At 49.5% G+C, this 20,964-nt stretch carries 29 protein-coding genes and 1 pseudogene; 21 read left to right on the forward strand and 9 right to left on the reverse strand.

All coding sequences use genetic code 11. The features are described 5' to 3' along the window. Positions 1-248 precede the first annotated feature (248 nt). From D5E69_RS04190 to D5E69_RS23555, 5 genes are all read left to right on the forward strand, one after another. Positions 249-623 carry a fluoride efflux transporter FluC gene (locus tag D5E69_RS04190; protein WP_063191004.1) on the forward strand — a complete coding sequence of 125 codons (375 nt, stop codon included), beginning with the start codon at positions 249-251 and terminating at the stop codon, positions 621-623. Further along, complete coding sequence (locus D5E69_RS04195) at positions 620-985, forward strand: fluoride efflux transporter FluC (RefSeq protein ID WP_063191003.1); 366 nt, start codon at positions 620-622, stop codon at positions 983-985. The genes D5E69_RS04190 and D5E69_RS04195 overlap by 4 nt, the downstream gene beginning before the upstream one ends. A 123-nt stretch (positions 986-1,108) precedes the next feature. Next, entirely contained in the window at positions 1,109-1,780 is a 672-nt protein-coding gene (locus D5E69_RS04200) for a 5'-methylthioadenosine/S-adenosylhomocysteine nucleosidase family protein (RefSeq protein ID WP_063191002.1), read from the forward strand. 112 nt (positions 1,781-1,892) lie between these two features. Then, positions 1,893-2,120: a GNAT family N-acetyltransferase gene (locus tag D5E69_RS23550; RefSeq protein ID WP_249931554.1), complete on the forward strand. Its 228-nt coding sequence runs from the start codon at positions 1,893-1,895 to the stop codon at positions 2,118-2,120. Then, positions 2,111-2,461, forward strand: a complete 351-nt coding sequence (locus D5E69_RS23555) for a GNAT family N-acetyltransferase (protein WP_249931605.1) — start codon at positions 2,111-2,113, stop codon at positions 2,459-2,461. Before D5E69_RS23550 ends, D5E69_RS23555 begins: the two co-directional genes overlap by 10 nt. 70 nt (positions 2,462-2,531) lie before the next feature. Here D5E69_RS23555 and D5E69_RS23560 read toward each other — a convergent pair whose 3' ends face one another. Next, on the reverse strand, positions 2,532-3,002 hold the full coding sequence (locus D5E69_RS23560) for a GNAT family N-acetyltransferase (protein WP_231888702.1): 471 nt from the start codon (positions 3,000-3,002) through the stop codon (positions 2,532-2,534). A gap of 78 nt (positions 3,003-3,080) precedes the next feature. Continuing rightward, complete coding sequence (locus D5E69_RS23565; protein WP_231888701.1) at positions 3,081-3,326, reverse strand: hypothetical protein; 246 nt, start codon at positions 3,324-3,326, stop codon at positions 3,081-3,083. Between the two features lie 318 nt (positions 3,327-3,644). Here D5E69_RS23565 and D5E69_RS04215 point away from each other — a divergent pair, with 318 nt between their 5' ends. Continuing rightward, on the forward strand, positions 3,645-4,223 hold the full coding sequence (locus tag D5E69_RS04215; RefSeq protein WP_063191000.1) for a histidine phosphatase family protein: 579 nt from the start codon (positions 3,645-3,647) through the stop codon (positions 4,221-4,223). Positions 4,224-4,297: 74 nt separating this feature from the next. Here D5E69_RS04215 and D5E69_RS04220 read toward each other — a convergent pair whose 3' ends face one another. The 3 genes from D5E69_RS04220 to D5E69_RS04230 all read right to left on the reverse strand — a co-directional run bounded on the left by D5E69_RS04220 (position 4,298) and on the right by D5E69_RS04230 (position 6,934). Next, the gene (locus D5E69_RS04220; RefSeq protein WP_159129251.1) at positions 4,298-4,864 is read right to left on the reverse strand and encodes a maltose acetyltransferase domain-containing protein; all 567 of its coding nucleotides are present in this window, start codon (positions 4,862-4,864) and stop codon (positions 4,298-4,300) included. 21 nt (positions 4,865-4,885) lie between these two features. Further along, positions 4,886-6,175, reverse strand: a complete 1,290-nt coding sequence (locus D5E69_RS04225; protein ID WP_159129252.1) for a right-handed parallel beta-helix repeat-containing protein — start codon at positions 6,173-6,175, stop codon at positions 4,886-4,888. Between the two features lie 282 nt (positions 6,176-6,457). Then, positions 6,458-6,934 carry a GNAT family N-acetyltransferase gene (locus D5E69_RS04230; RefSeq protein WP_159129253.1) on the reverse strand — a complete coding sequence of 159 codons (477 nt, stop codon included), beginning with the start codon at positions 6,932-6,934 and terminating at the stop codon, positions 6,458-6,460. A gap of 214 nt (positions 6,935-7,148) precedes the next feature. On the opposite strand from D5E69_RS04230, the gene D5E69_RS04235 reads away from it, so the two are divergent. Further along, positions 7,149-7,505 (forward strand): DUF3221 domain-containing protein, encoded by a 357-nt coding sequence (locus D5E69_RS04235; protein WP_159129254.1) that lies wholly within the window; start codon positions 7,149-7,151, stop codon positions 7,503-7,505. Positions 7,506-7,511: 6 nt separating this feature from the next. On the opposite strand, the gene D5E69_RS04240 is transcribed toward D5E69_RS04235, so the two are convergent. Next, positions 7,512-8,111 (reverse strand): LysE family translocator, encoded by a 600-nt coding sequence (locus tag D5E69_RS04240; RefSeq protein WP_159129255.1) that lies wholly within the window; start codon positions 8,109-8,111, stop codon positions 7,512-7,514. 118 nt (positions 8,112-8,229) lie between these two features. Here D5E69_RS04240 and D5E69_RS04245 point away from each other — a divergent pair, with 118 nt between their 5' ends. From D5E69_RS04245 to D5E69_RS04285, 9 genes are all read left to right on the forward strand, one after another. Next, the gene (locus tag D5E69_RS04245; RefSeq protein ID WP_159129256.1) at positions 8,230-8,775 is read left to right on the forward strand and encodes a helix-turn-helix domain-containing protein; all 546 of its coding nucleotides are present in this window, start codon (positions 8,230-8,232) and stop codon (positions 8,773-8,775) included. Positions 8,776-8,915: 140 nt separating this feature from the next. Beyond that, entirely contained in the window at positions 8,916-9,608 is a 693-nt protein-coding gene (locus D5E69_RS04250) for an ABC transporter ATP-binding protein (RefSeq protein ID WP_148796898.1), read from the forward strand. After that, the gene (locus tag D5E69_RS04255; protein ID WP_159129257.1) at positions 9,605-12,859 is read left to right on the forward strand and encodes an ABC transporter permease; all 3,255 of its coding nucleotides are present in this window, start codon (positions 9,605-9,607) and stop codon (positions 12,857-12,859) included. The genes D5E69_RS04250 and D5E69_RS04255 overlap by 4 nt, the downstream gene beginning before the upstream one ends. 133 nt (positions 12,860-12,992) lie before the next feature. Next, positions 12,993-13,595, forward strand: a complete 603-nt coding sequence (locus D5E69_RS04260; RefSeq protein ID WP_063190992.1) for a hypothetical protein — start codon at positions 12,993-12,995, stop codon at positions 13,593-13,595. Positions 13,596-13,663: 68 nt separating this feature from the next. Beyond that, complete coding sequence (locus tag D5E69_RS04265; RefSeq protein WP_156489299.1) at positions 13,664-13,882, forward strand: hypothetical protein; 219 nt, start codon at positions 13,664-13,666, stop codon at positions 13,880-13,882. Between the two features lie 451 nt (positions 13,883-14,333). Next, entirely contained in the window at positions 14,334-14,549 is a 216-nt protein-coding gene (locus D5E69_RS04270) for a hypothetical protein (protein WP_048015317.1), read from the forward strand. A 93-nt stretch (positions 14,550-14,642) separates the two neighbouring features. Beyond that, a complete protein-coding gene (locus tag D5E69_RS04275; RefSeq protein WP_159129258.1) occupies positions 14,643-15,026 on the forward strand; it encodes a DUF4362 domain-containing protein in 384 nt (127 codons plus the stop codon). Positions 15,027-15,050: 24 nt separating this feature from the next. Continuing rightward, positions 15,051-15,539, forward strand: coding sequence for an NUDIX hydrolase (locus D5E69_RS04280; protein WP_159129259.1), 489 nt, complete (start codon positions 15,051-15,053; stop codon positions 15,537-15,539). Between the two features lie 40 nt (positions 15,540-15,579). Next, entirely contained in the window at positions 15,580-15,825 is a 246-nt protein-coding gene (locus D5E69_RS04285) for a hypothetical protein (protein WP_156489298.1), read from the forward strand. Positions 15,826-15,952: 127 nt separating this feature from the next. Here D5E69_RS04285 and D5E69_RS04290 read toward each other — a convergent pair whose 3' ends face one another. Then, the gene (locus tag D5E69_RS04290; RefSeq protein WP_053428569.1) at positions 15,953-16,822 is read right to left on the reverse strand and encodes a LysR family transcriptional regulator; all 870 of its coding nucleotides are present in this window, start codon (positions 16,820-16,822) and stop codon (positions 15,953-15,955) included. A gap of 122 nt (positions 16,823-16,944) precedes the next feature. Here D5E69_RS04290 and D5E69_RS04295 point away from each other — a divergent pair, with 122 nt between their 5' ends. The 4 genes and pseudogenes from D5E69_RS04295 (at position 16,945) to D5E69_RS04310 (ending at position 18,955) form a co-directional block, all read left to right on the forward strand. Beyond that, positions 16,945-17,616 carry an NAD(P)H-dependent oxidoreductase gene (locus D5E69_RS04295; protein WP_048005532.1) on the forward strand — a complete coding sequence of 224 codons (672 nt, stop codon included), beginning with the start codon at positions 16,945-16,947 and terminating at the stop codon, positions 17,614-17,616. 109 nt (positions 17,617-17,725) lie between these two features. Beyond that, a pseudogene (locus D5E69_RS04300) lies at positions 17,726-18,148 on the forward strand (VOC family protein). Between the two features lie 10 nt (positions 18,149-18,158). Continuing rightward, positions 18,159-18,431, forward strand: coding sequence for a hypothetical protein (locus D5E69_RS04305; protein ID WP_159129260.1), 273 nt, complete (start codon positions 18,159-18,161; stop codon positions 18,429-18,431). Between the two features lie 14 nt (positions 18,432-18,445). Further along, positions 18,446-18,955 carry a CPBP family intramembrane glutamic endopeptidase gene (locus D5E69_RS04310; RefSeq protein WP_159129261.1) on the forward strand — a complete coding sequence of 170 codons (510 nt, stop codon included), beginning with the start codon at positions 18,446-18,448 and terminating at the stop codon, positions 18,953-18,955. Between the two features lie 104 nt (positions 18,956-19,059). On the opposite strand, the gene D5E69_RS04315 is transcribed toward D5E69_RS04310, so the two are convergent. Then, positions 19,060-19,317 carry a hypothetical protein gene (locus tag D5E69_RS04315; RefSeq protein WP_048005530.1) on the reverse strand — a complete coding sequence of 86 codons (258 nt, stop codon included), beginning with the start codon at positions 19,315-19,317 and terminating at the stop codon, positions 19,060-19,062. 176 nt (positions 19,318-19,493) lie between these two features. Here D5E69_RS04315 and D5E69_RS04320 point away from each other — a divergent pair, with 176 nt between their 5' ends. Then, positions 19,494-20,075, forward strand: coding sequence for a DedA family protein (locus D5E69_RS04320; protein ID WP_048005529.1), 582 nt, complete (start codon positions 19,494-19,496; stop codon positions 20,073-20,075). Between the two features lie 17 nt (positions 20,076-20,092). Here D5E69_RS04320 and D5E69_RS04325 read toward each other — a convergent pair whose 3' ends face one another. Continuing rightward, the gene (locus D5E69_RS04325) at positions 20,093-20,926 is read right to left on the reverse strand and encodes a YitT family protein (RefSeq protein ID WP_048005528.1); all 834 of its coding nucleotides are present in this window, start codon (positions 20,924-20,926) and stop codon (positions 20,093-20,095) included. Positions 20,927-20,964 lie beyond the last annotated feature (38 nt).

The following is a 20,964-nucleotide window of genomic DNA, read 5'->3' on the forward strand; positions in this document are numbered from 1 at the left end:
GTTGAAAGTAAAAACGTCAAACTTGAAAGTTAATGATCCAAAGTTGAAAGTAAGGGAACCATGTGGGCGTGGCAGGTGGTACAAATCCGTCTATTTTTGTTCATTTCCTCTTGTTTTGGCGCTTGAGGCATACCCACATTCGTTCACTTGATCAAATTACATCGTAGATCGCGACTTTCTTTCCCCTTACCAAGTGGTGTAAGATAATCTGGATATCATTCATCCGTATAATAAAGGGGTTTTTCATCATGATCTATGTATGGGTCGGATTGGCCGGCGCTGTCGGTGCGGTGCTCCGGTATCTCGTGGGCATATATGTGTATAGCGGCAGCGTCTTTCCGGTTGCCACGTTGGTCACCAATCTGATCGGAAGTTTTCTGCTGGCGATCTTCACGACGGTGCTCGTGGAGAGATGGTCCTTGTCCCCCATGGTGAAGACGGCCATCGGGACGGGAATGATCGGATCCTTCACCACGTTCTCGACGTTGAGTGTGGAAACCGTCGCCCTTTTTGAAGGCGGACGGACGGGGCTCGCCTTCCTCTATATTGCCCTCAGTATCTTCGGCGGTCTGTTCATGAGCAGGATCGGCTTCCGCCTCACAGAGAAAGAAGGTGCGCAATGAGCTTCTTATCCCTTCTGCTGGTCGGTGCAGGCGGCTTTATCGGAGCCATTGCCCGGTTTGCGACCACGCAGGCCATCAATAAAAAAAGCTCATCCACCGTGCCCGTTTCCACTTTGACGGTCAATATACTTGGTTCGTTTATCCTCGGATTCCTGACGGGGAGCACGGCGGGTCATACCCTGATACTGTTCTTCGGCACAGGGATGATGGGGGCGTTCACCACTTTTTCCACCTTCAAACTTGAAGGGGTTCAGCTTCATCTCAAGAAGGAGAAGCGGGCATTCATCTACTATAATAGCTGCTGCTATGTCGGTGGAATCCTGAGCGCCTACATCGGGTTGATGGTGGGTCGCCTGTTATAGCAACTCAATGAAACAGCACTTTGAGGAACGAAACTCAGGGTGCTGTTTTTATGTTGAGATTTGTGTAAGGGTATAACAGTTTATGGTAAAATAAGGTCACTGGAAAAGGGGAGTGGTTCAATCATGATCGGTATAAGTATCGCGACCAAGTGGGAGTTCGACGCGACGCAGAGTTACTTTAGCGTCAAAGATGGCGAACGTTTTGCCTATCCATACGGTGAGTATTTCATGAGGACAATCAATGGGCGAGAGCTTGTTTTCTATAGCACCGGCGTCAGGAAAGTAAACGGGGTCGGTGCGAATCAGTATATGATATCTGCCTTTGGGTTGACGAAAGTGATCGTCGCCGGGACATGTGCAGGGATAGATGAACGGTTCCGTCCTTTGGATATTGTTGTACCGGATCAAGCCGTGCAATATGACTGCACCGTTAAAGAGATAGAGCCTTTTATCAAACAATCTTTCATCGTCCATATCGATCTATCACCTTACGGGAATGATTTTAATACGGGAACGATCGGCACGGCAGATAAGGCCGTGGTGATGTGGAAGGATTATGTAGAGCTTAAGGAACATAACATCACGATCGCTGATACAGAAGCAGGGGCGATTGCGTACATCTGTAAGAAGAATCAAGTGGAGTGCATCATCATAAAAGGCATATCTGATTTTGCGATGAAGGAGAGCAACGAGGATACATTCGAGTCCAACAATGAGCAGATGACGGTTTATATCGAGAACACTCCCAAGGTAATGGAGAAGATATTCAGAGAGTATCTGATGAGATTTATTTGAAAGATCGGATTGATATAGGCACGGCCGTTCACCCATATCCTATTCGAAGAAGGAGAAACGCTTGAATGTGAAGAAATGAATAGTAGCTTGATAGGGTTGAGGTGGGGGACGGATGATACAATATCTCGGTACGCCGGTACTGGAAACGGAACGGATCATTTTAAGGAAGATCGAGCTTTCAGACGCTCAGTGTGTATTCGATCATTGGCTTAGCGATGATCGGGTAATGGACAATCTCATAAAAGGTGCCCATAAGTCTGTATCGGAGACCATTGAGAGGGTAAAAGAAATCGTGAAGAACTATGAGTCACAGGAGTTCTGTTATTGGGGATGGAACTGAAAACGAGCGGTGAATTGATAGGAGCAATCGATCTTTTTCATTTCGATGGTCTGACGGATAATTGTGAGGTCGGCTATTCTATCGGTTACAAATGGTGGAACAAGGGATATGGGACTGAAGCCCTTAAAGCGGTCATTGATTTTGGTTTTAGAAGGATGAACGTTCATAAGATCTCAGCCGCACATAACTTGGATAACCCTGCTTCGGGGAAGATTATGCTCAAGAATGGAATGGAGCAAGAAGGTACGATTAAACATATGATCCGGAATGCTAAACATCAGTATAAAGATTGTGCTCTTTATGGGCTTCTGCAGGAAGAGTATAGGAAGAAGGGAAAGTGATCTTAATAAAACGGGACAGTGGTTTGGATACCACTGTCCCGTTTTGTTGTCGTCGGTTCGGATATTCAGCTCATGAATGATCTTCCCGTATGTCCTTGATGCTCTTGCCGGAAAGAAAGGCATGCCCACTCCGCATCCGTTCGACGGTAGTGAACCCGTAGCGTGCGTACACCTTCTCCACGGCTTCATTGATCGGCAGGACCCATAGGTTGGCCATGCCCCTGCGCGTTGATTCTTCCTGGATGAAGCGGATGAGGTGACCGATCAATCCTTTTCCCCGGTGGGATTCAAGGGTCGCGACGCTTTCAAGGCGCGCATCCAGACCGTCTTGAAACAGACAGGCCGTGGAACACGCTTCCCCGTGGAGCCTGAGAAGGTAGTAGCTGAACGAAGGGTGGGCAAATTGCTCTTCGAAGACCTTTGTGATGGTTTCCTTGCTGCCGAATTCCTTGATGGTGCTTTCAACATCGATGGCTTCTTGGACATTTTCCCCGGTCACTTCTTCAATGGTCACGCCAGGATTGTCGGCCACACTCGCCACCTGGTTGTTCCATAGCTGGACGGGGCTGACGAGTTCTTCGTACTGGAACTGATTCTTTTCTAATTCAGACAGCAGCGGTTATTGAAGGTGGAGCTCATGGATGTAGAGTCGCGGGACGAGGTTCTTTTTCTGATAAAAAGACACCACTTCCGCAACCATTGCTTGCGGATCATGGCACTCCCGGATGACGTGCGCATGATTGGCATCGTAGTAGCGGGGCTGATTTTCGTTATAAAAGAGAGCTCCCCACGGGGTGTCGAGGCGGGTGGAGAATGCCCCGAGGTAGGAGAGGTCCAGATTGTATAGATCATCGGTTGGGTTCATGGTTGTTCCTTCCTTCTATTACATCATCCACGTCAGCATGACATTGATAACAAGAACCGTCATGCCGAGTCCGATGATGTTTTTTTTCGCAGTCAGGGTGATCCGGCCTTTCTTTTGTTTGGATGTCACGATCATCAGGGTGACGAGATTGATGAGTAGTATTGATCAGTGTTGTTTGCATGGGTCGCTCCTTTAAGGTATAGTGCTTCCTATTTTACCATTAATTGGCTGGTGAGGTGGGGAGGAATGAAGGTGAATCCACGTTTGGAGTAGAAGTAGGATAGATAGAATGAATTTCTTGCGTGGAAGGAGACCATCATGACAACAATCGGACTGATCAGACATGGCATCACAGAGTGGAATCTCTTGGGGAAGGCTCAGGGAATAAGCGACATCCCTCTGAATGAAACAGGTAGGGAACAGGCGGATAAATTGGGTGAGAGGTTAGCCGGCGAGGAGCCGTGGGATCTGATCATTGCAAGTGATCTATGCCGGGCAAGTGAAACGGCCGACATCATAGGGAGTAAGATCGGGCTGTCCCTTCATCATACGGATGAAACGATCAGGGAAGTGAACTGCGGGGAAGCGGAAGGCATGACGGAAGAGCAGCGCCTCGAAAAGTGGGGAAAGGAATGGCGCAGCAGGGCTATTGGGATGGAGAAGCATGAGGACGTAGCGGGCAGGGGCGTGAGGTTTTTAGAAGACGTGGTCCAGAAATATGAAGGCAAGAGGGTGTTGGTGGTGAGCCACGGGGCGTTGATCGGTTTGACGCTCAAGCGATTGATGCCCGATGCATTCCAACAGACGAATATGGAGAATACATCCATCACGGTGTTGCATCATCACGAGGATCGGTGGGACTGTTCCCTATACAATTGCGCTAAGCACTTGATCTAACAAAAAGACCAAAAGGCACGGGGTGTCTTTTGGTCTTTTTCCTTCATTAGAGATTGGTCGGTCCATGGGGGAGGTCACCCTTTATTGTTGACCCACTTGATGACCTTGGCAGGATTCCCACCGACTACGACGTTATCAGGGATATCCTTTGTCACCACTGTCCCTGATCCGATGACAACATTGTCGCCGATCGTGACACCGGGGTTGATTATGGCACGGCCGCCGATCCAGACGTTGTCACCAATGGTGACGGGTTTGCCTGACTCGATGCCGCTGTTCCGCTCATGGGGGTCAATCGGGTGGGTGGCGGTGTAGATGTGTACGCCAGGGGCAATGAAGCAGTTGTCACCTATGCGGATATCGCATACATCAAGGAGGACGCAGTCAAAGTTCGCGTAGAAGTTCTCCCCGACGTAAATATTGGAGCCATAGTCACAGCGGAAGCTCGGTTCGATGAAGAACTGGTCTCCGGTTTCACCGAATAGTTCGCGGATGATGGATGTGCGCTTGTCGAGGTCTGTGACCGGTGAATGATTGAAGTCATGGATCTTTTCACGGGCATGGGTTCTTCCTGCCACGAGCTCGGGATCGGCGGGATTGTAGTTCTCTCCTGCAAGCATCTTTTCTTTTTCGGTTTTCATGGGCAATGGCCCCTTTCGATTTTAGTTGTGGATCACACCGGGGATGAAGGGCGGATGGGTGATGTCTTGTCCATTCCAGATCCAGCGGTCGGACTCACTGCTGTCGTTCCCGTACACATTCCCGATCAGCTGGTTGTCCCGGTTGGACGGGTGGAGGCTAACCAGGAACAAGCCGGTATCGGTGGGGATCATGATGTTGTTTTCCACCAGATTCTGAGTGGCATGATACTGCATGAGCAGCTGTCCCCCGTCCATGCCCATGGTGTCATTCCCGTAAAGGAGATTATGGGAAATGCGGGTGTGCGTGGTGCCGCCCCGTTTCAAATCGTAACCCCCGATTGAAATACCCGTGTAGCGGTTCCTGTAAACTTGGTTCCAGGCAATCTGGACCCGCGTCGTTTGTTTGCCGGGATGCTCACTGGCAATCTCGATTCCGAGGTCGTTATGATGGGAGATGTTGTGCTCGATGACCACATCCCTCCCTCCGTCCACATAGATGCCTCCGGCGGAGTATTCTTCATGGTAGGTAGGGTTGGAATGACTGCTGACGTTATACACATGATTGTCACGGATGATGCCTTCGCGCGCCTGATCGTATTGCTCAATCGGGGCAATCCCTTCAAAGCCGATGACATCGATGCCGATGTTATCTACATTCCGGATCGTATTCCCACTGATGAGGAAATCCTTCACATTGCCGTTCAACGTCATCGCTTCACTGAATCCGAGGGTCAGGTCTTCGAGGATATTGCCGGAAATCTCGATATCCTGGAGCGGTTCAGGTGCCTCTGTGCCATAGAAGGCGATGCCATGGGCATTGCCGTTCGGATGGGTGGTAGTGATATCAAAGATCCGATTACCAAGGATCCGGATGCCTGTCCCGTTTCCTTCTACTAAAATACCGGACGGGGTGGGCTCCTCTTGATCGGTGGAGAGGCCACCCACATCGAGTCCCTGGATCGTGATATAGCTTTTATTGCGGATGGTGATGAGGCCGCCATCTGCAGGTGCAGTCTCCCCGCTGATCACCGGGACCTCATCTTCATAGTGGGTGAAGCGGATCGGTTCCTGCTTTGTCCCGGAGTGCTTGATGTCCAGCCGTTCCGGGTACGTGCCTTCCCTCAGGTAGACTGTGGTACCCGGCACGGCCAGTTTGCTTGCTTTTTTCAACGTCTTCAAGGGCTGTTCCTTTGTGCCGGGATGGCTGTCATCTCCATCAGGAGAGACGAACAAAGTGGACGGTCCGGCTGCTTCCGTGTGAAGAGGTAGGAAGCAACATAGGATGATGGCGATACTGAGGATCTGTTTCATAAAAACTCCTTGATGGTAGTGGTTTCTGGTACCGTGACAGACGGTCAGGTTCGATGGGAGAGGGCCAATCGCTGTTGGGATGGTTGATCTGAATATTTTTATTGATATTTTATTTGTTGCTTAACGTCTTTTAGAGAAATGCGTTCCAATCTTAATGGGATTGTCCCAGGCACACCTTTATACTATTCCTATTAACGATAAAGGAGAGGATCGGATTGCCAAAGAAATCGTGGAAAGAGTACTTTTTTGAGATTGTTCGATCGGTCATTTTCTACAAATAAGTCAGAGCTGTTTGATGTACCACGTATCCATGGTTCCATGCTCGGATCCATCCAAGGGTTCTGTCCGCTTGGTGAAGCCCAATCGATCGTACAGGGAGTTGGCTGCCTTCAGCTGTTCCATTGTTTCGAGATAGCAGTGATCATAGTGGTCCGAGGCGAATTCAAGGGCTGTGTTCATGAGCGCTTTGGCCACACCGAGTCCCCTGGCTTCCGGTGACACATAAAGCTTCTGGAGCTCACAGATCCGTTGTTCCCTATCGAAGGGGGCGATGCCGACCCCTCCCAGGATCTGATTCTGCTCGTTCACCGCGACCCAGTAACAGGCATCGGGCTGTTCACTATAGTAGCTTGATAGGTCGTCCAGATAAGGATCGAAGTAAGCTGTTCCAGGGATGTCGAGATGATTGGCTTCGAGGATGTCGCGGATGATCGCTGCCATCGCCTTGTTGTCTTTCTCTTCCAGTAAACGAATCTTCATGAGGACCTCCGATTGTGAATTTTTAGTATATTCATTATAGGAGAGTTTACGGAAGTCGGCAAGGCAGAGAACAGGACGAGAGGTCAACCGCATGAGATCAAGTTGATCATCTCGGCTCTGAAATCCTCCTATCATGTACCACCTAGCTCTGTAAAAAAGAAAAGCATGATCTTATAGAAAGATCTCACAATGGTTGCGGAAAGGAGGAGAACAGTTGAACAGGGTTTATATACTTCTCACAGCTCTCCTGTTTTTCATTCTGCTTTTTTATGCAGGAGAGTTGAGTCAGAAGGCAAAGATCAAACAAGGGGCCATGACAATGCAAGGGATGCTGGTCATGGGAAATGGGCAAATCTACCTCGTGGGCGATGACGACGTGTCAAAAGAAGAAGTGGAGAGCGTATCAATCAATGAGGTGATTGGACGATACGGCTCTGTCGCTAAACTGGATATTCAAAATCATTCCTTTTTTAAACGGCTTCAAACGGGAGACCGGGTGAAGATCTGGTACACCGAGGTACAAGAATCGTTTCCCTCAAAGATCCAGGTGCTGAAGCTTGAAGTGCTATGAATGGGCTCATCCTCCCTGGGTGAATAACAGCTTGATGCCGAACAGGATCAGCACCACACCGGTCGCACCCTCCATCCACCGTTGGACGATCGGGGATAGAAGCCATTCACGGATGTAATGAAGGCAGATGACGTAAAGGATGAACCAGATCAAGGAGAGCAGTGTATAGGTGAGCCCCATAAGGAGAAACGATGCCATCACCCGGTCGGTGTTTGTCACGAATTGCGGCAGGAACGTGAGAAAGAAAATCAGGACTTTCGGGTTCAGTAGATTGGAGAGCAGCCCTTGAGTAAGGGGAGAGCGCTTTGGTTCCACCTGTGCCCCTTCCTCCGTATGTTTCCTCACCCATAGGGACTGGATCCCCAAGTAGATCAAATAGAGGGCGCCCACCCATTTCAACGTCTGGAACGCCCAGGCTGACTGGAAGAGGAGGGCCGATAATCCGCAAGTGACGGCGATCGTATGACCGAGGGAACCGAGTGAAATCCCGACGGCCATCCAGATGCCGTCTTTTTTACTTCCGGCAATGGTCCTTTTCGTGATCAGGGCCGTGTCGACGCCTGGACTGATGACGACGAACAGGGTCATCAATAAGAATGTGATCATCTTATTCCCTCCTTGGTAGCTACTGTAGTTAAAAAATGTTAAATTAAATTTAACACGCAAACGAAAACTTAACAATTATTATTTAAAATAATTAAATTTAATTTAATGAGGTGTCACCATGGAACAAGACGAATTAGCGAAGAAGATCACCCAGCTCAGAAAAGAAGCGGGCAGGACGCAAACCCAGCTCGCTCAGGATGCAGGGCTCACGACATCCATGCTGAATCAGATTGAAAAGGGGAAGGCGACGCCTTCCATCCAGTCGCTGAAGTCCATCGCAAAAGCCCTCGATACACCGGTTTTCACCTTCCTCATGGAGCAACACGATGCAAGCGAGCTGATTGTCAGGAAGGAAGAACGGAAGCAGATGATGATCGACGGGATCCACTACGAACTGGTGTCGCCGGACTTCACCAGCACATTGGTCACGGCCATCATGAGGCTATCCGCAGGGGCAGCATCTTCCGACTCACCGCTTTCCCATAGGGGAGAAGAAGTGGCGTTTGTCATGCATGGACCGATCGAGCTGACGCTGGAAGGAACCACGCATATCCTTCAGGCAGGGGACAGCGTGAAAATCCCTCCTTTTGCCGAGCATATGTACCGAAATACCTCTCAAGAGGAGGTAAGTATCCTTTTCTCTGTAACGCCTCCTGCATTTTAATTGGTTGGGTACCTTCCGTGCTCTCTTAGGAATCTAAGAGGGTTTTTTTGTATTTTCCAAAAAACTCCCACATATCTCTCCTAATTTGCTATAGTTAGAATATACTAAATTTACAGATAAATACATAAGGAGGATTATTTGTGGGAAATGGGATTGTGTGTGAATCGGTGACGAAGGAATTCAAGGGGGATGGAATCGGGACCAAGGCGTTGGACGGGGTGAATTTGACGTTTCATGATGGAGAGTTCGTATCGATTGTCGGTACCTCGGGTTCCGGGAAATCTACCCTTCTCAGCCTGATCGGGACGCTGGATGCACCGACTTCAGGAACCGTCATGATCGGGGAGAAAGATGTCCGGAAGATGAAGAAAAATGAGCTTGCCGATTTCCGTTTTGAAACGATCGGTTTCATCTTTCAGCAGTTCCATCTCCTCCCGACCCTTACATCACTCGAAAATGTCATGGCCCCATTGTTTGCCCGGAAGGTCTCTTACAATAAAAAAGAAAAGGCGATGGCGGTCCTTGAAAAAGTAGGGCTGAAAGATAAGATGAATTCCCTCCCATCCCAGCTCTCGGGTGGTCAGCAGCAGCGGGTTGCCATTGCCAGGGCACTGATTCATGAACCGAAGTGGCTCCTTGCCGATGAGCCGACGGGGAATCTCGATTCGGAAACGGGAGAGGTGATTTTCGAAACCCTCTCAGCCCTTAACAGGGAAACGGGCTGCGGCGTCATCTTCGTCACACATGATCCCGCCCTTGCGGCGAAAGCGGATCGCATCATCGAGATGAAGGATGCCCGGGTGATTTCGGACAGGGCAGGCATGGCTCTATGATGAGGTTCATCTGGAATAGCTGGTGGCGGAATAAGGGGCGATTCATCCTGCTGTTGGTCGGGGCACTCATCGTCAGCACGGGGCTCAGCTATCTGGTCGGGGTGACCCAGTCCAATTCGGGAACGGTCGTGGATGAACTGCAACAGCGCTGGAAGTCCTCCTACCATATCGTCGTCCGACCCGCCGATTCCCGCGGCGTGACAGAAGAGTTGAATCTTCTCGAACCGAACTACCAGAGCGGTTTATCAGGCGGGATCACCATGGAACAGCTGGAGACAGTGAAAGGGATCGGCGATGTCGAGGTGGCGGCACCGATTGCCATGATCGGGTTTGTGGATAATGAAACGACTTTAGAAAGAGTGACCTTTCAGGATCCCGGGATCTATCGCGTAGAGTATATGGAGGAGCTGACGAACGGCAACGAGACTCAAAAAAATGGATTCAATAGTTACTATTCGGTCGGCTGGGCAGATGAAGGAATGGGGGAACATGGGACATTTAATTATGAAGGTGATGTTCCCCTTTCAGTCATTTCGGAGGTCATGCTGGCCGGGGTCGACCCTGAGGCTGAGAATGCCCTTGTGGGTCTTGAGGGAGCTGTGGTCGAAGGGTACAACAGCCGATACTTTGAGGAAAACGATAAAGCGACCCAGTCACAATTCGAAGAGATGGTAGAAACCAATATCCCGGTCCTATTGAGCAATGTGGACTTTGTCGAAAGTAAGCAGTTTTATAACATTACCAAACTTGACATTCCATTTCCTGTAGAAGAACGAGATAAGACGATGGAAAGCATTAAGGAAAAAGGTGGAGAACAGTATCTGGATAAGCAAGAAGGAGAAGAAATCGAATCCTACTCGTTCACCTCCAAGGAAGCACATGAAAAATACATCAAAAATATTGTGGATCCTTCGGCCAATGATTCGCGATTGGCCCTGGACCCGATTGTCCTATTCAAAGCGTCACCGGTTGAGTATCGTCCGGTGTCCAGCCCGTTCCCGGAAAGATGGCCGTTTGCTTACGAGGTAAAGCCTTATTTGATCCCCGATGACGTGCAATTGTTGGAGCGGGAAGCGTACCGTCAAGTCAATCTCTTTGGAGAAAGATTGCAAGATGGGAAACGCCTAAGGCTCGATATTAAAGGTGTCTATGACCCTACCAAGCTTGAAATTTCGAAAGATCCATTAACAGAGCTTCCGATGGAAACGTATTTCCCGGCAAAATCAAACTTAGTGATGGATGAGGATCAGAATCCCGTCAATCCGCCAGTTGAGATGATGCCGACGAACAACCCATATGGATTCCTCACAAAGCCGCCGATGATGCTGACGACCCTGGAGGCCGCGGAGAAGGTGCTGGGGGAAGAGCCCGTTTCCTCGATCCGGGTCAAAGTGAAAGGCGTCGAAACCATGAATGATGAGAGCGAGAAACGCCTTCAAGCCGTGGCCGATCAAATCGAGAAGGAAACGGGTCTGATCACTGACATCACCCTCGGTTCCTCCCCTCAACCGGCTCTGACCCATGTCCCCGGTTTGAAAGGGAAGGAAGGAATCGGATGGGTGGAACAGCCGTGGATCAAGATCGGATCCTCCATGACGATCTTCAAGGAAGCGAAGGTCGGACTGAGCGCCATCATTGCAAGTGTGATCCTTGTTGCCATCGTCTATGTCTTCTCGTCTAACCTGATCATGATGTTCACGAGGAAGAAGGAATTTGCCGTTCTCCTCTCCATCGGCTGGAGACCGAATCAGCTGTCGAAGCTCCTGTTCATGGAAGCCATACTCCTCGGAAGCTTCGTCTCGCTTGTGAGCTGGGTCATCCTTGGGTACTTCTATGTGAGCTCGAGCGTTTCCACATCAATCGTGCGCTTTATCCTCATCGGTTGTTTCGGTCTTCTGATCTACCTACTTGGTACGGTCATACCGGCCATCCTAGTGCGGAAAATCAAACCGTACGAAGCGATGAGGAGTGGTGAAATCACCGCCGTTGGTAGGCGGTTACTGCCTTCCTCATCCATTTTCACCATGAGTGTGAACCATTTTATCGGAACGTGGAAACGGAGCATCCTTTCCATTGTCTCCATCGCTCTTCCGACGGGTCTCTTCATCCTCTTCCTCTTCATCACTTTCAGGCTGAAGGGGGTCATGTTTGCCACATGGCTCGGGGAATACGTCGCCATGGAAGTCGGGGCCATGCATTATATCGCCATGGGTGTCGCCCTTCTCATTGCCATTCTGACGACAACGGAGATCATCTGGCAGAACGTGTCTGAGAGGAAGCCCGAGATTGCCCTACTGAAATCCGTCGGGTGGCAGAACGGGAAGATCCGCAGGCTTGTCCTGTATGAAGGACTCCTCAGCGGCCTTGCAGCCGGCATCCTCGGCCTGGTGATCGCCATTACGGCCATCTGGAGAATTTACGGAGAATTCCCGACGGAGCATCTTCCGTTCATTCTGGCCTGCATCCTCATCCCGATCGCAACGGGTATGCTTGGGGCCTTATTTCCGGCAGCGGCGGCGGTCAAGGTCATGCCGTACCAGGCGCTGGGGGGAAGTGCCGACACTTCAGAGAAGACGGAAAAAGGGTTTAAAGTCGTCCTTGTGACAGGAGGCATCATCCTTTTTGCCGGCATGATTGCCGTGCTCGCCAATGCCGTGCCTCAGGTCAAAGAGTCAGCATCGGAAAAGGTGGATCCTTCTACGGTGAAGGGGACGGATGGAGAGACAGAAAGTGTGTTCAAGCAAGAGGAGAAAAAAGAAAAACCTGAGGACAAAGACAGTGAGGAAGACCGTGATTCGCAGTCAATCGAGAATAAAGCCTGGATGGTCGCAGAGCTCGGTGATGAAGTGACGGAGGATCAGTCCTTAAGGATTTTATTTAAAGAAGCTGAAGCAGAGGAGCCCATTAGCCCCGAGAACCCCGATAACCGAATCATTACATTGCAGGGGGAGTTTTATCTGGATGCACGTAAGGATGATGAATATTCAATTGATGACACAGAGTTCACCCTGAAAGGACTTGATCTTATGGATGATCAGAACAATGTCTACACGCCTGTTCAAACAAACGTCCTTGAGAAGGAGAAATGGAACAATATCAAACTTCTAAAAGGTGGCCATGTCATTCTTCAACTAAGCTTTGAAGTACCAAAGGACGCTACTCCACTCTACATGAGGAGAGCCACAAGCGGGAAGCCACGACCTTACTTATTGATTGATTTGAAGGGGATGGGTGAGGAAGCAACAGAGTGATGGGAGTTAATGTGGAACATAAAAAAGGGGGAGTATGTGTGAGGATCATGAATGTGGTAGAACTGTCGATAAGAGAATTCAAAGTAAATGAGAAGGATATCCAGATGATTACAGGGAAGGCAGGTGAGGCCTTATGAAGAAACTCATCCTTTCATTGGCCGGGGCACTCATTGTTATCGCGGGGATCAGCTATCTGGTTGTGGTGATGTCCGGTTCGGGTACGGATGAAAAAACGACAGGCAAACAGGAAGAAAAGAGCAAAGAGAAAGAAGGGAACGAATCGCAAGAAGCATTGGCCGCTTTGGAAAAAGGGGCTAATAAAGTAACATTGGGTGAAGCAAAAGAATCCTTTGAATATTCTATTGTAGTGGACCAGGCAGAACCTGTAGAGAAGATTGCTCCGGAGAACCCCGACAATGAGATCATTACGCTTCAGGGGGAAGTGAAAATGCTCCCCAATGAAAACACAGAAGAGGGATCGAATACAGATACACCATTTGCCCTCAGAGGTCAGATTGTAATCGATGAAAACGGAGAAGAATACGAAGCCATCCAAACGACATTTGTTAAAAAGGAACGCTGGAACAATGCAAATATTAAGCCTGATGGGCACATCATCTTTCTAAAAAGCTTTGAAATACCGAAAGATACGAAAGTCCTTTATTACAAAATGGATAAAAACGGAATGCTTTTGTCGGATCTGCTTGTTGATTTGGAGGCGTTGGATAGAGAATAAGGTTGCTATGCGTCCGCCATATATGAATGGAATGGTAGAAATTTGAAACTATTCTCGAGCACGTTCGTATGTATAGGAAAGATGGATTCCACTCGACGAAGGAGGAAACCGATATGTGGTGGTTTGTCATACTGATTGTTGGGGTTTTATTGTTCGCGTTATTCATTGACTGGAGGCGCAGGAGAAACAACAATAACCCTCATATCCCAACCGATCCGAATGCGAAGCCGGGTGACAGTTCGAATTATATGATGGGGGACAATCGACATACTGGAAGTGGTCAGTAGGGGAAGGGGAAATCGCATTTCTTCTTCTGTCACTGGTGAGAATGTTTTATTTTAGAGTTTGGATAAATGGAAATGTGACCGTTCCTTTCCGCTGCAGACGCTTGCTTTCCGCGGGGAGGAGATCGAGCCTCCTCGTGCCTGCGGGGTCTCGCTTCTCCTCCTTTCCGCAGGAGTCAAGCGCCTTTCGCTTCAATGCACTCTTTGGTTTGAACAGGTGAGCGCTCGTAAAAAGATACGAGGAATCAGAGGTCTTTACATAGAGTACGTATCAATAGATATCTAGATTGCTGGCCCCCTGTCATATCACAGAGTGAAGTGCAGAGGAGGGAGTCCGACTCCAACGGGAAACAGCTCACCGCGAGCCCCGTGGAAAGCGGACTCCCGCAGCGAAACGAAACGTATTGTATTAGAGATGCACACCCAATGGAATGGGACAGGAGAGGGATCCAACATGACAACCGTTACCTTCACTGCCAGCACGGCAGGAGAAGATGCACGTATGGAGCAAACGTTCAGCCTTGAGGAACTGGATATTGATGAAAGTGGAAGCAAAGAAGAAATCGCACATGCCATTCGAAGATGCTTTGAATCCTGGCTCATGGACTCTGTTTCGTTTTCTATTGTGGTAGATGGGTTGGACGTGGACGTAAGTGGGGAGCAGGATTAACCGAACAGGGGGAAAGGGACTCCCTGTTTTTTTGCATGAAAAAGCAAGATGTTCATTTTAGTTAATGGTATATTTAAACAAAAAAGGTGTGGAATGGAGATACGTTATGTTGCATTGGCCATGCTTCTAGTAAGTATCCTGTGCGGTTGTCAGCGTCTCGACACGGTCGAAGTGGTCAACAATCACGGGGAGATTCAGAATAGCCAAGGGTTAAAGACATTTGCAAAGAATGTCAAAGAGGGGAAATCCCAGGTCATCGATTATGTAAGTTACGGGATCGAGGGCCAACGGGTCGTACATAACCTGGACTATTCGGGCAAGCAGTTCGAGGTGACTCACAGCGTAGATGGTGAACTTATCGAAGAATATGTCTGTGGGAACTTCACGATTACACAGGGGAACGACGGAGAGCATTATAGCTTGGAAGGATGCGATTTTGAGAAAGACGGAAAGCTTCAGCTCGCACCTGTTCAATGATGAAAGAAACGGAGAGAAGACAATATGACAGTTCAGAAGTTTCACAGAGCATTCGGCGTGTACGGAATTTATGCCAGGGACGGGAAGCTCCTGGTCATCCTGAAGAACGGGGGACCCTACATTCACCGGTATGATCTTCCGGGAGGGAGTCTCGAAGACGGGGAATCGCTGAATGAGGCCATGAAGAGAGAGTTCCTGGAGGAAACGGGTGTGGAAATCGAAATCGAAGAGAACATTGGTGTGACGGACTTCAAGCTCCCGTGGGAATGGCGTGGCTTCACCAATGTACATCATATCGCCGTCTATTATTCTGTCAGGAAAATCGGTGGTGGGATCGCGGTACCCGAGCAATTCGAGGGGCAGGATTCCCTGGGGGCTGTATGGGTGTCGGAAGACGATGTGTCCATAGAGAATGCGTCTCCGCTCGTGCTGAAGGCATTCGAGTGGCTGCGGACCGGCGGGCTTGGCGAAGCTGTTGTATATGATGAGTGGGAAGTGCTATCGGGGAAATAGATGAGTTGGAGAAAGGAAGTGGGATTGCCGATGATCAGCATTGCTGGTATGGTACCCACTGCTGTTTGTCCTGCTGGGAGTCATTGCCGGGCTGATGATGAAGGTTTCCGTAGGGCGGGCTGTCACGCTGATGGTCATGGGCTTTTTCCTTTCCAATCTGGCCATGTTCATCCTGCTATCGGGAGCAACGGAACACATATCGGTGCTGAGCGGGATATCCTTTTCAGAAGTGGTTTCCGAAATGCTCGTTCCTTCGATGTACGCCTGTATATCCTTCTCTTGCTGATTGGGTACCTGGTGACCTGTTTGGTGAAACGAGGCATGCGGAGCCGGGGTGCCAGACGGTAAGGTGAACAGCATCATATAAAACGTGCATCTCCTAAAGGATGATGCACTTTTTTTCTATGAATCAATCAATCCCAATGCTCGGCATGATCCTCAATAAGAGAGATCATGGAAGCGATGGCCGGTGAGATCCATTTGTCCTTATGATACGCGACGAATGTGGTGATTTGATACGCCGGATCTTCAATGATGTCTCCTTTGAACGCGTGTTGATCGATTTCATTCTTCACGGTGAAATACGGGAGCATGGAGCTTCCGAGGCCGCTCATGACACAGCGCTTTATGGCTTCGATGTTTCCGAATTCCACGCTTCCCTGGATCTCCAGACTTTGCTGATCGATGTACCGGTCGAACAGGCTCTTGTAGGCACATGTCTTTTCTGTATATAGGACGGTCCGTGTCGGATCGGTATCTTGTTCGGTTGGCGGTGATATCAGTACCATCGGCTCGTGCTTGATCGATTCCACGGTCAGCTCCTTCGGGGTCCAATCCTTCGTCTCGAGGATCAGGGCAAGGTCGATGGTGCCGTTCTGAAGCTCCGAGTGGAGATTGTGAAAGTCTATGGACGAAATCGACAGGTTCACGTTCGGGTATTTTCTTTTGTATTCGACGAGGATCTGTGGCAATCGGTAGCTCGTGAGGTGATCGAATGCCCCGATCCGCAGGTTGCCACTCGGCTCATCATGATGGGTGGCCTTTTCCTTTACTTCTGTGTATAGGTCTATGATCTTGGTGGCGTAGGGGAAGAACTCTTTTCCGAAGGTGGTGAGGACCACTTTCTTCCCGAGTCGATCGAATAGGGGCTGATGAAGCTCATCTTCCAGGTCCTTGATGTGATTGGTGACGGAGGACTGGGCATACCCCAGCTCGTCTGCCGCTTTTTTGAATCCGCCTTTTTCGACGATGGTCTTGAATGTGAGCAGATGTCGCAGTTCCATAGTGATTCTCCTTAAGTTCAGTATTACTGAACGTTTCGTTCTGATATATCTATTTTGCTAAACGATAGATGTTCACTACAATAAAAAGTGTCAATCACATTCAAGAAAAGGTGGATTCAATCATGAGCAAAGATAGCACAAAACAAGCTGTACTCGACGCATTTTCATTCCGTCATGCCACAAAAGCATTCGATCCGGAGAAAAAAATCTCCGATGCCGATTTTGACTATATCCTTGAGACAGGAAGGTTGTCACCGAGCTCCGTGGGCTATGAGCCTTGGAAATTCGTGATTCTTCAAAATCCCGAGATCCGCGAGCAACTGCGCGAAGTAAGCTTCGGAGCACAAGGGCAGCTGCCGACTGCAAGTCATATGGTCATCATCCTTGCACGTAAGAATGCAACGCCAGAATCAGACTATGCGCAGCACCTGTTGAGAAACGTCAAGGAAGTACCCGATCACATGATGGACGAGATGGTGGCGGCGTATAGAAGATTCCAAGACGAGGACATCAACATCTACGAAAGCGAACGGGCATTATTCGACTGGGCCAGCAAGCAAACGTACATCGCCCTCGGCAATATGATGACGTCAGCCGCGATGATCGGTATCGATTCATGTCCAATCGAAGGATTCAACTATGAAAAAGCCTCCCTCATCCTCGAGGAAGCAGGTATCCTCGACAGCGAAAACTTCGGTATCTCCGTCATGGCGGCATTCGGCTACCGTGCAGAGGAGCCTCACCGTGAGAAAGTCAGACAGCCGATCGAAGATGTCGTAGAGTGGGTGAAATAAGAGATAAAGAAAAGACGCCGGTTTCTATGGAACTGGCGTCTTTTTTGCAACTTTATTTATACAAAAAATGGTATAGTAATAAAAAACCTACATACGGGAGGACTTCCCCATGAACCAATCCATCATCCATATCGCCCTCGTCGTCAACGACTATGATGAGGCGATCGATTTTTACACGAATAAACTCCATTTCACCTTAGTGGAGGATACATATCAGCCTGAACAGGATAAGAGGTGGGTGGTGGTGTCACCGCCCGGATCGGTGGGGACGACGATTCTGCTGGCCAAGGCATCGAAAGAGTAGCAGGAGCCTTTCGTCGGGAATCAGACGGGTGGACGGGTGTTCCTGTTCCTGAACACGGATGATTTCGATCGTGATTACCGGGATATGGTGGCAAACGGAATCGAATTCGTGCGGGATCCGAAGGAACAGGAATACGGCAAGGTCGCGGTGTTCAAGGATCTGTACGGGAATCTGTGGGATCTGCTGCAGCTGAATGAGGATCATCCGATGGCGAAGCGGGCGAGGTGACTTATCCGATATGAAACATCCCGGTCTCATGGGAGGAGGAATCGTGTTCCTTCTCGGTATGGTGGTCATCGCCTGCCAAGCTCATCTTGCATGGGTATTGCTCGTTTTCGTCACACTGGCAGGTATCAGGTTGATCCCCAGAACGCCTGGCTTGCCCCTCCTTTTTATGGGTGTCTTTTTAGCCGGATTTTATGGGTATGTCTCAGTCAGGACGTTTTTGCGCCTTCACGTAGAGGATATGGAGACGGCCATCCTCATCGAGAGGGGGCGCTCGTTTTCCTGATTGCGGCGCTGGTGTTGACCGCCAAGCTGACGAAAACCCGATTTTCCATGCAGCTTCAAAAACCGAGGTGGAACAATCGAATCTATTTTCCCTATATCACGCACGGATTTCATTCGATTCCAATCAGGCTTTTTTTTCTCTTCTCCGTGATGGGGAGCGTCATAGGCTTCTCGTTCAATATATTTTTCTTCGGTGAATGGGATGGGATGAAAGAGATCGTGCTGTTCGCCCTCGCGTTTTCAATCGTGAATGCGACGCTGGAGGAAATGTTGTGGAGGGGGACCCTTTTACCGGTCTTGGCCGGACAGGTCTCATGGTTGTATGCACTCGTTGTGACAAGCCTGGCATTCGGTCTCCATCATATTGCCCTCGGCATTCCCTTTTGGCCTGCGCTTGGCTTTTCCATTGGCGGGTTTTTCTTTGCCATTGTCAAGTGGAGAAGTGAAAGCTTGTTCCCACCGATCTTGTGGCATTTCATCATCAATCTGCTGATGGTCTTCAGTGGATTCATTCTACCGTATTAAAAAAAGAACTTCCCGATGTGGAAGTTCTTTTTGATTAGAGTGCTGAATGTTCCCTGGTCAAACCGTTTCCCTTGGGACACCAACGGCCCGGGATATGACATTCCTCAGTAGGCGGTCGATTTGCTTCTGTACAAGGTAATGAGGGCCCCGGCGATCACAGCGACACTGATGAAGGTGATGGGAAGCAGTAGTGGTGACGAGGTGTAGGTGGTACCGAATGTTACTTCTGACGTGAGGGAACCAGCTGCCTCAAAGTCGGGCGTATAGTTCATCGTCCTGATGATACCGGCCACGTAAGTCCCAAGGAAAAATAGCAGATGGATGCCGATGGAGATGGCAATGGACTGCAAGAAGAGTTTCATGTGAATCCACCTTTCTTGTCCTTTTAAACCATAATATACCATATTTGGTGACTGGTAAAGTGAACGCTATCCCTTCTGATCCGTAATCCTTAAGATTTCTTAAGAACTTCCCACCTGAAACATTAAGGTTCCGTGAATATAATGAAGGTATCAATGAACGGAGGGGGAGGTGCACAATGGAGATCATTGAATTGCTCAGGCTTGCGGCAGGCATCATGTTTACGCCGATATCGGATGAGGTGATCCTTCTTTCTAGCCTTGGGATCTGGGCGGCGGACGGGGTGAATCCTTACGGTGTCTGGCTTGCGTCATGGGGGATGGTCTTCGTGGCCTTCCTGTGGTTTTATGTGGTGGGGATGTTTTTCCGGAGCATTCCATTATTCAATAGATGGATGTCGACCAAGTGGTTGAACAAGGCAGAAAAGATGCTGTCCCGCTATGGATTCTGGGCGGTGATGGTATCGTTTTTCGTGCCGGGGATCCGTCATCCGATCCATTATGTGGCGGGCATCATGCGGATGCCACTCAGGAAATATGTGACCGCAACGCTCATCGCCTCATCGATCTACACGGGGGTGTGGACCGGACTTGTATACACGTTCGATGAAAAGGTCGGGGTCGAATTCGTGGTGGGGCTGTTACTGGACCGGTTGCCCCTGGTGTTGACGATCGTCGTGCTCGTTGTCGGCTTCGTCTTGCTCAGGTGGAGACGGAAGGTTCATAAAGAAGAACTCATAGAAAAAACGCCTGGATTCTAGATTCCAGGCGTCTTTCATTATGTTTTCGGGAAGGTGAAACCTTCTCCGAATACATCGCGCACGTCGTGGACGACGACGAATGCTTTGTCATCGATCTGTTGGATCGTCTTTTTCAGGAGGAAGAGTTCCTGCTTGTTGATGACCACATACAGGATATCCTTGGATTCCTGGGAGTAGTGGCCTCGGGCGTTGATGATCGTGGCACCACGGTCCATCTCGGCGCTCACCTTCTCGGCGATGGCGTCGGTGAGGGGCGAGATGATTGTGACAGCCTTCCGCGTATCGAAACCGTCGATGAGATAATCGAGGATCTTTGTACTGATGTAAATCGAAATCCCGGTGTACATCGTGTTCTCGATCCCGATGACGAACCCGGATCCGATCACCACAAGAATATCGAACACGAACATGCTCGTGCTCACGGCCCAGCCGAACTTCTGGTTGAGCATGCGGGCAACGATCGTGGACCCGCCCGTTGTACCGCCTGAGCGGAGAACAAGGCCGAGACCGATCCCGATGAACACACCAGCAAAGACCGTACCGAGCATGATATCGAGGGAGCGTCCCATTCCTTCTGTGAAGTGCAGGAACACCGATGTGAAGAAGATCGCCAGCAGCGTATACCATGTCACGCGTTTATTCAGTACTTTGTAACCGATGGCCAGCAAAATCCCGTTCATGATAAAGTTCGTGTAGCCCGGTGACCAGCCGAATACATAGTAGAGGGTCATAGAGATCCCCGTCACGCCTCCCTCGCCAAGCTCATTCGGAATCGCAAACAGATTCACCCCAAGCGCGAAGAACAGGGATCCGATAATAATCAATGTGATTTCTTTAGCTGTCGAATTCATATGTGATCACTCCGTTCCGTTTGAATACCAGAATACTA

Source organism: Rossellomorea marisflavi, from assembly GCF_009806575.1.
In the GTDB taxonomy this organism is placed as follows: Bacteria; Bacillota; Bacilli; order Bacillales; family Bacillaceae_B; genus Rossellomorea; species Rossellomorea marisflavi_A.

Excerpts from the sequence above, each read along its gene's own strand:
- D5E69_RS04305 (WP_159129260.1), top strand. The coding sequence starts at position 18,159 with ATGAAACATCCCGGTCTCATGGGAGGAGGAATCGTGTTCCTTCTCGGT.
- D5E69_RS04190 (WP_063191004.1), top strand. The coding sequence starts at position 249 with ATGATCTATGTATGGGTCGGATTGGCCGGCGCTGTCGGTGCGGTGCTC.
- D5E69_RS04230 (WP_159129253.1), bottom strand. The coding sequence starts at position 6,934 with ATGAAGATTCGTTTACTGGAAGAGAAAGACAACAAGGCGATGGCAGCG.
- D5E69_RS04325 (WP_048005528.1), bottom strand. The coding sequence starts at position 20,926 with ATGAATTCGACAGCTAAAGAAATCACATTGATTATTATCGGATCCCTG.
- D5E69_RS04320 (WP_048005529.1), top strand. The coding sequence starts at position 19,494 with ATGGAGATCATTGAATTGCTCAGGCTTGCGGCAGGCATCATGTTTACG.
- D5E69_RS04255 (WP_159129257.1), top strand. The coding sequence starts at position 9,605 with ATGATGAGGTTCATCTGGAATAGCTGGTGGCGGAATAAGGGGCGATTC.
- D5E69_RS04260 (WP_063190992.1), top strand. The coding sequence starts at position 12,993 with ATGAAGAAACTCATCCTTTCATTGGCCGGGGCACTCATTGTTATCGCG.
- D5E69_RS04295 (WP_048005532.1), top strand. The coding sequence starts at position 16,945 with ATGAGCAAAGATAGCACAAAACAAGCTGTACTCGACGCATTTTCATTC.
- D5E69_RS04315 (WP_048005530.1), bottom strand. The coding sequence starts at position 19,317 with ATGAAACTCTTCTTGCAGTCCATTGCCATCTCCATCGGCATCCATCTG.
- D5E69_RS04215 (WP_063191000.1), top strand. The coding sequence starts at position 3,645 with ATGACAACAATCGGACTGATCAGACATGGCATCACAGAGTGGAATCTC.
- D5E69_RS04265 (WP_156489299.1), top strand. The coding sequence starts at position 13,664 with ATGTATAGGAAAGATGGATTCCACTCGACGAAGGAGGAAACCGATATG.
- D5E69_RS04220 (WP_159129251.1), bottom strand. The coding sequence starts at position 4,864 with ATGAAAACCGAAAAAGAAAAGATGCTTGCAGGAGAGAACTACAATCCC.
- D5E69_RS23550 (WP_249931554.1), top strand. The coding sequence starts at position 1,893 with ATGATACAATATCTCGGTACGCCGGTACTGGAAACGGAACGGATCATT.
- D5E69_RS04200 (WP_063191002.1), top strand. The coding sequence starts at position 1,109 with ATGATCGGTATAAGTATCGCGACCAAGTGGGAGTTCGACGCGACGCAG.
- D5E69_RS04240 (WP_159129255.1), bottom strand. The coding sequence starts at position 8,111 with ATGATCACATTCTTATTGATGACCCTGTTCGTCGTCATCAGTCCAGGC.
- D5E69_RS04275 (WP_159129258.1), top strand. The coding sequence starts at position 14,643 with ATGGAGATACGTTATGTTGCATTGGCCATGCTTCTAGTAAGTATCCTG.
- D5E69_RS04290 (WP_053428569.1), bottom strand. The coding sequence starts at position 16,822 with ATGGAACTGCGACATCTGCTCACATTCAAGACCATCGTCGAAAAAGGC.
- D5E69_RS04245 (WP_159129256.1), top strand. The coding sequence starts at position 8,230 with ATGGAACAAGACGAATTAGCGAAGAAGATCACCCAGCTCAGAAAAGAA.
- D5E69_RS04225 (WP_159129252.1), bottom strand. The coding sequence starts at position 6,175 with ATGAAACAGATCCTCAGTATCGCCATCATCCTATGTTGCTTCCTACCT.
- D5E69_RS23555 (WP_249931605.1), top strand. The coding sequence starts at position 2,111 with ATGGAACTGAAAACGAGCGGTGAATTGATAGGAGCAATCGATCTTTTT.
- D5E69_RS04280 (WP_159129259.1), top strand. The coding sequence starts at position 15,051 with ATGACAGTTCAGAAGTTTCACAGAGCATTCGGCGTGTACGGAATTTAT.
- D5E69_RS04195 (WP_063191003.1), top strand. The coding sequence starts at position 620 with ATGAGCTTCTTATCCCTTCTGCTGGTCGGTGCAGGCGGCTTTATCGGA.
- D5E69_RS04270 (WP_048015317.1), top strand. The coding sequence starts at position 14,334 with ATGACAACCGTTACCTTCACTGCCAGCACGGCAGGAGAAGATGCACGT.
- D5E69_RS23565 (WP_231888701.1), bottom strand. The coding sequence starts at position 3,326 with ATGAACCCAACCGATGATCTATACAATCTGGACCTCTCCTACCTCGGG.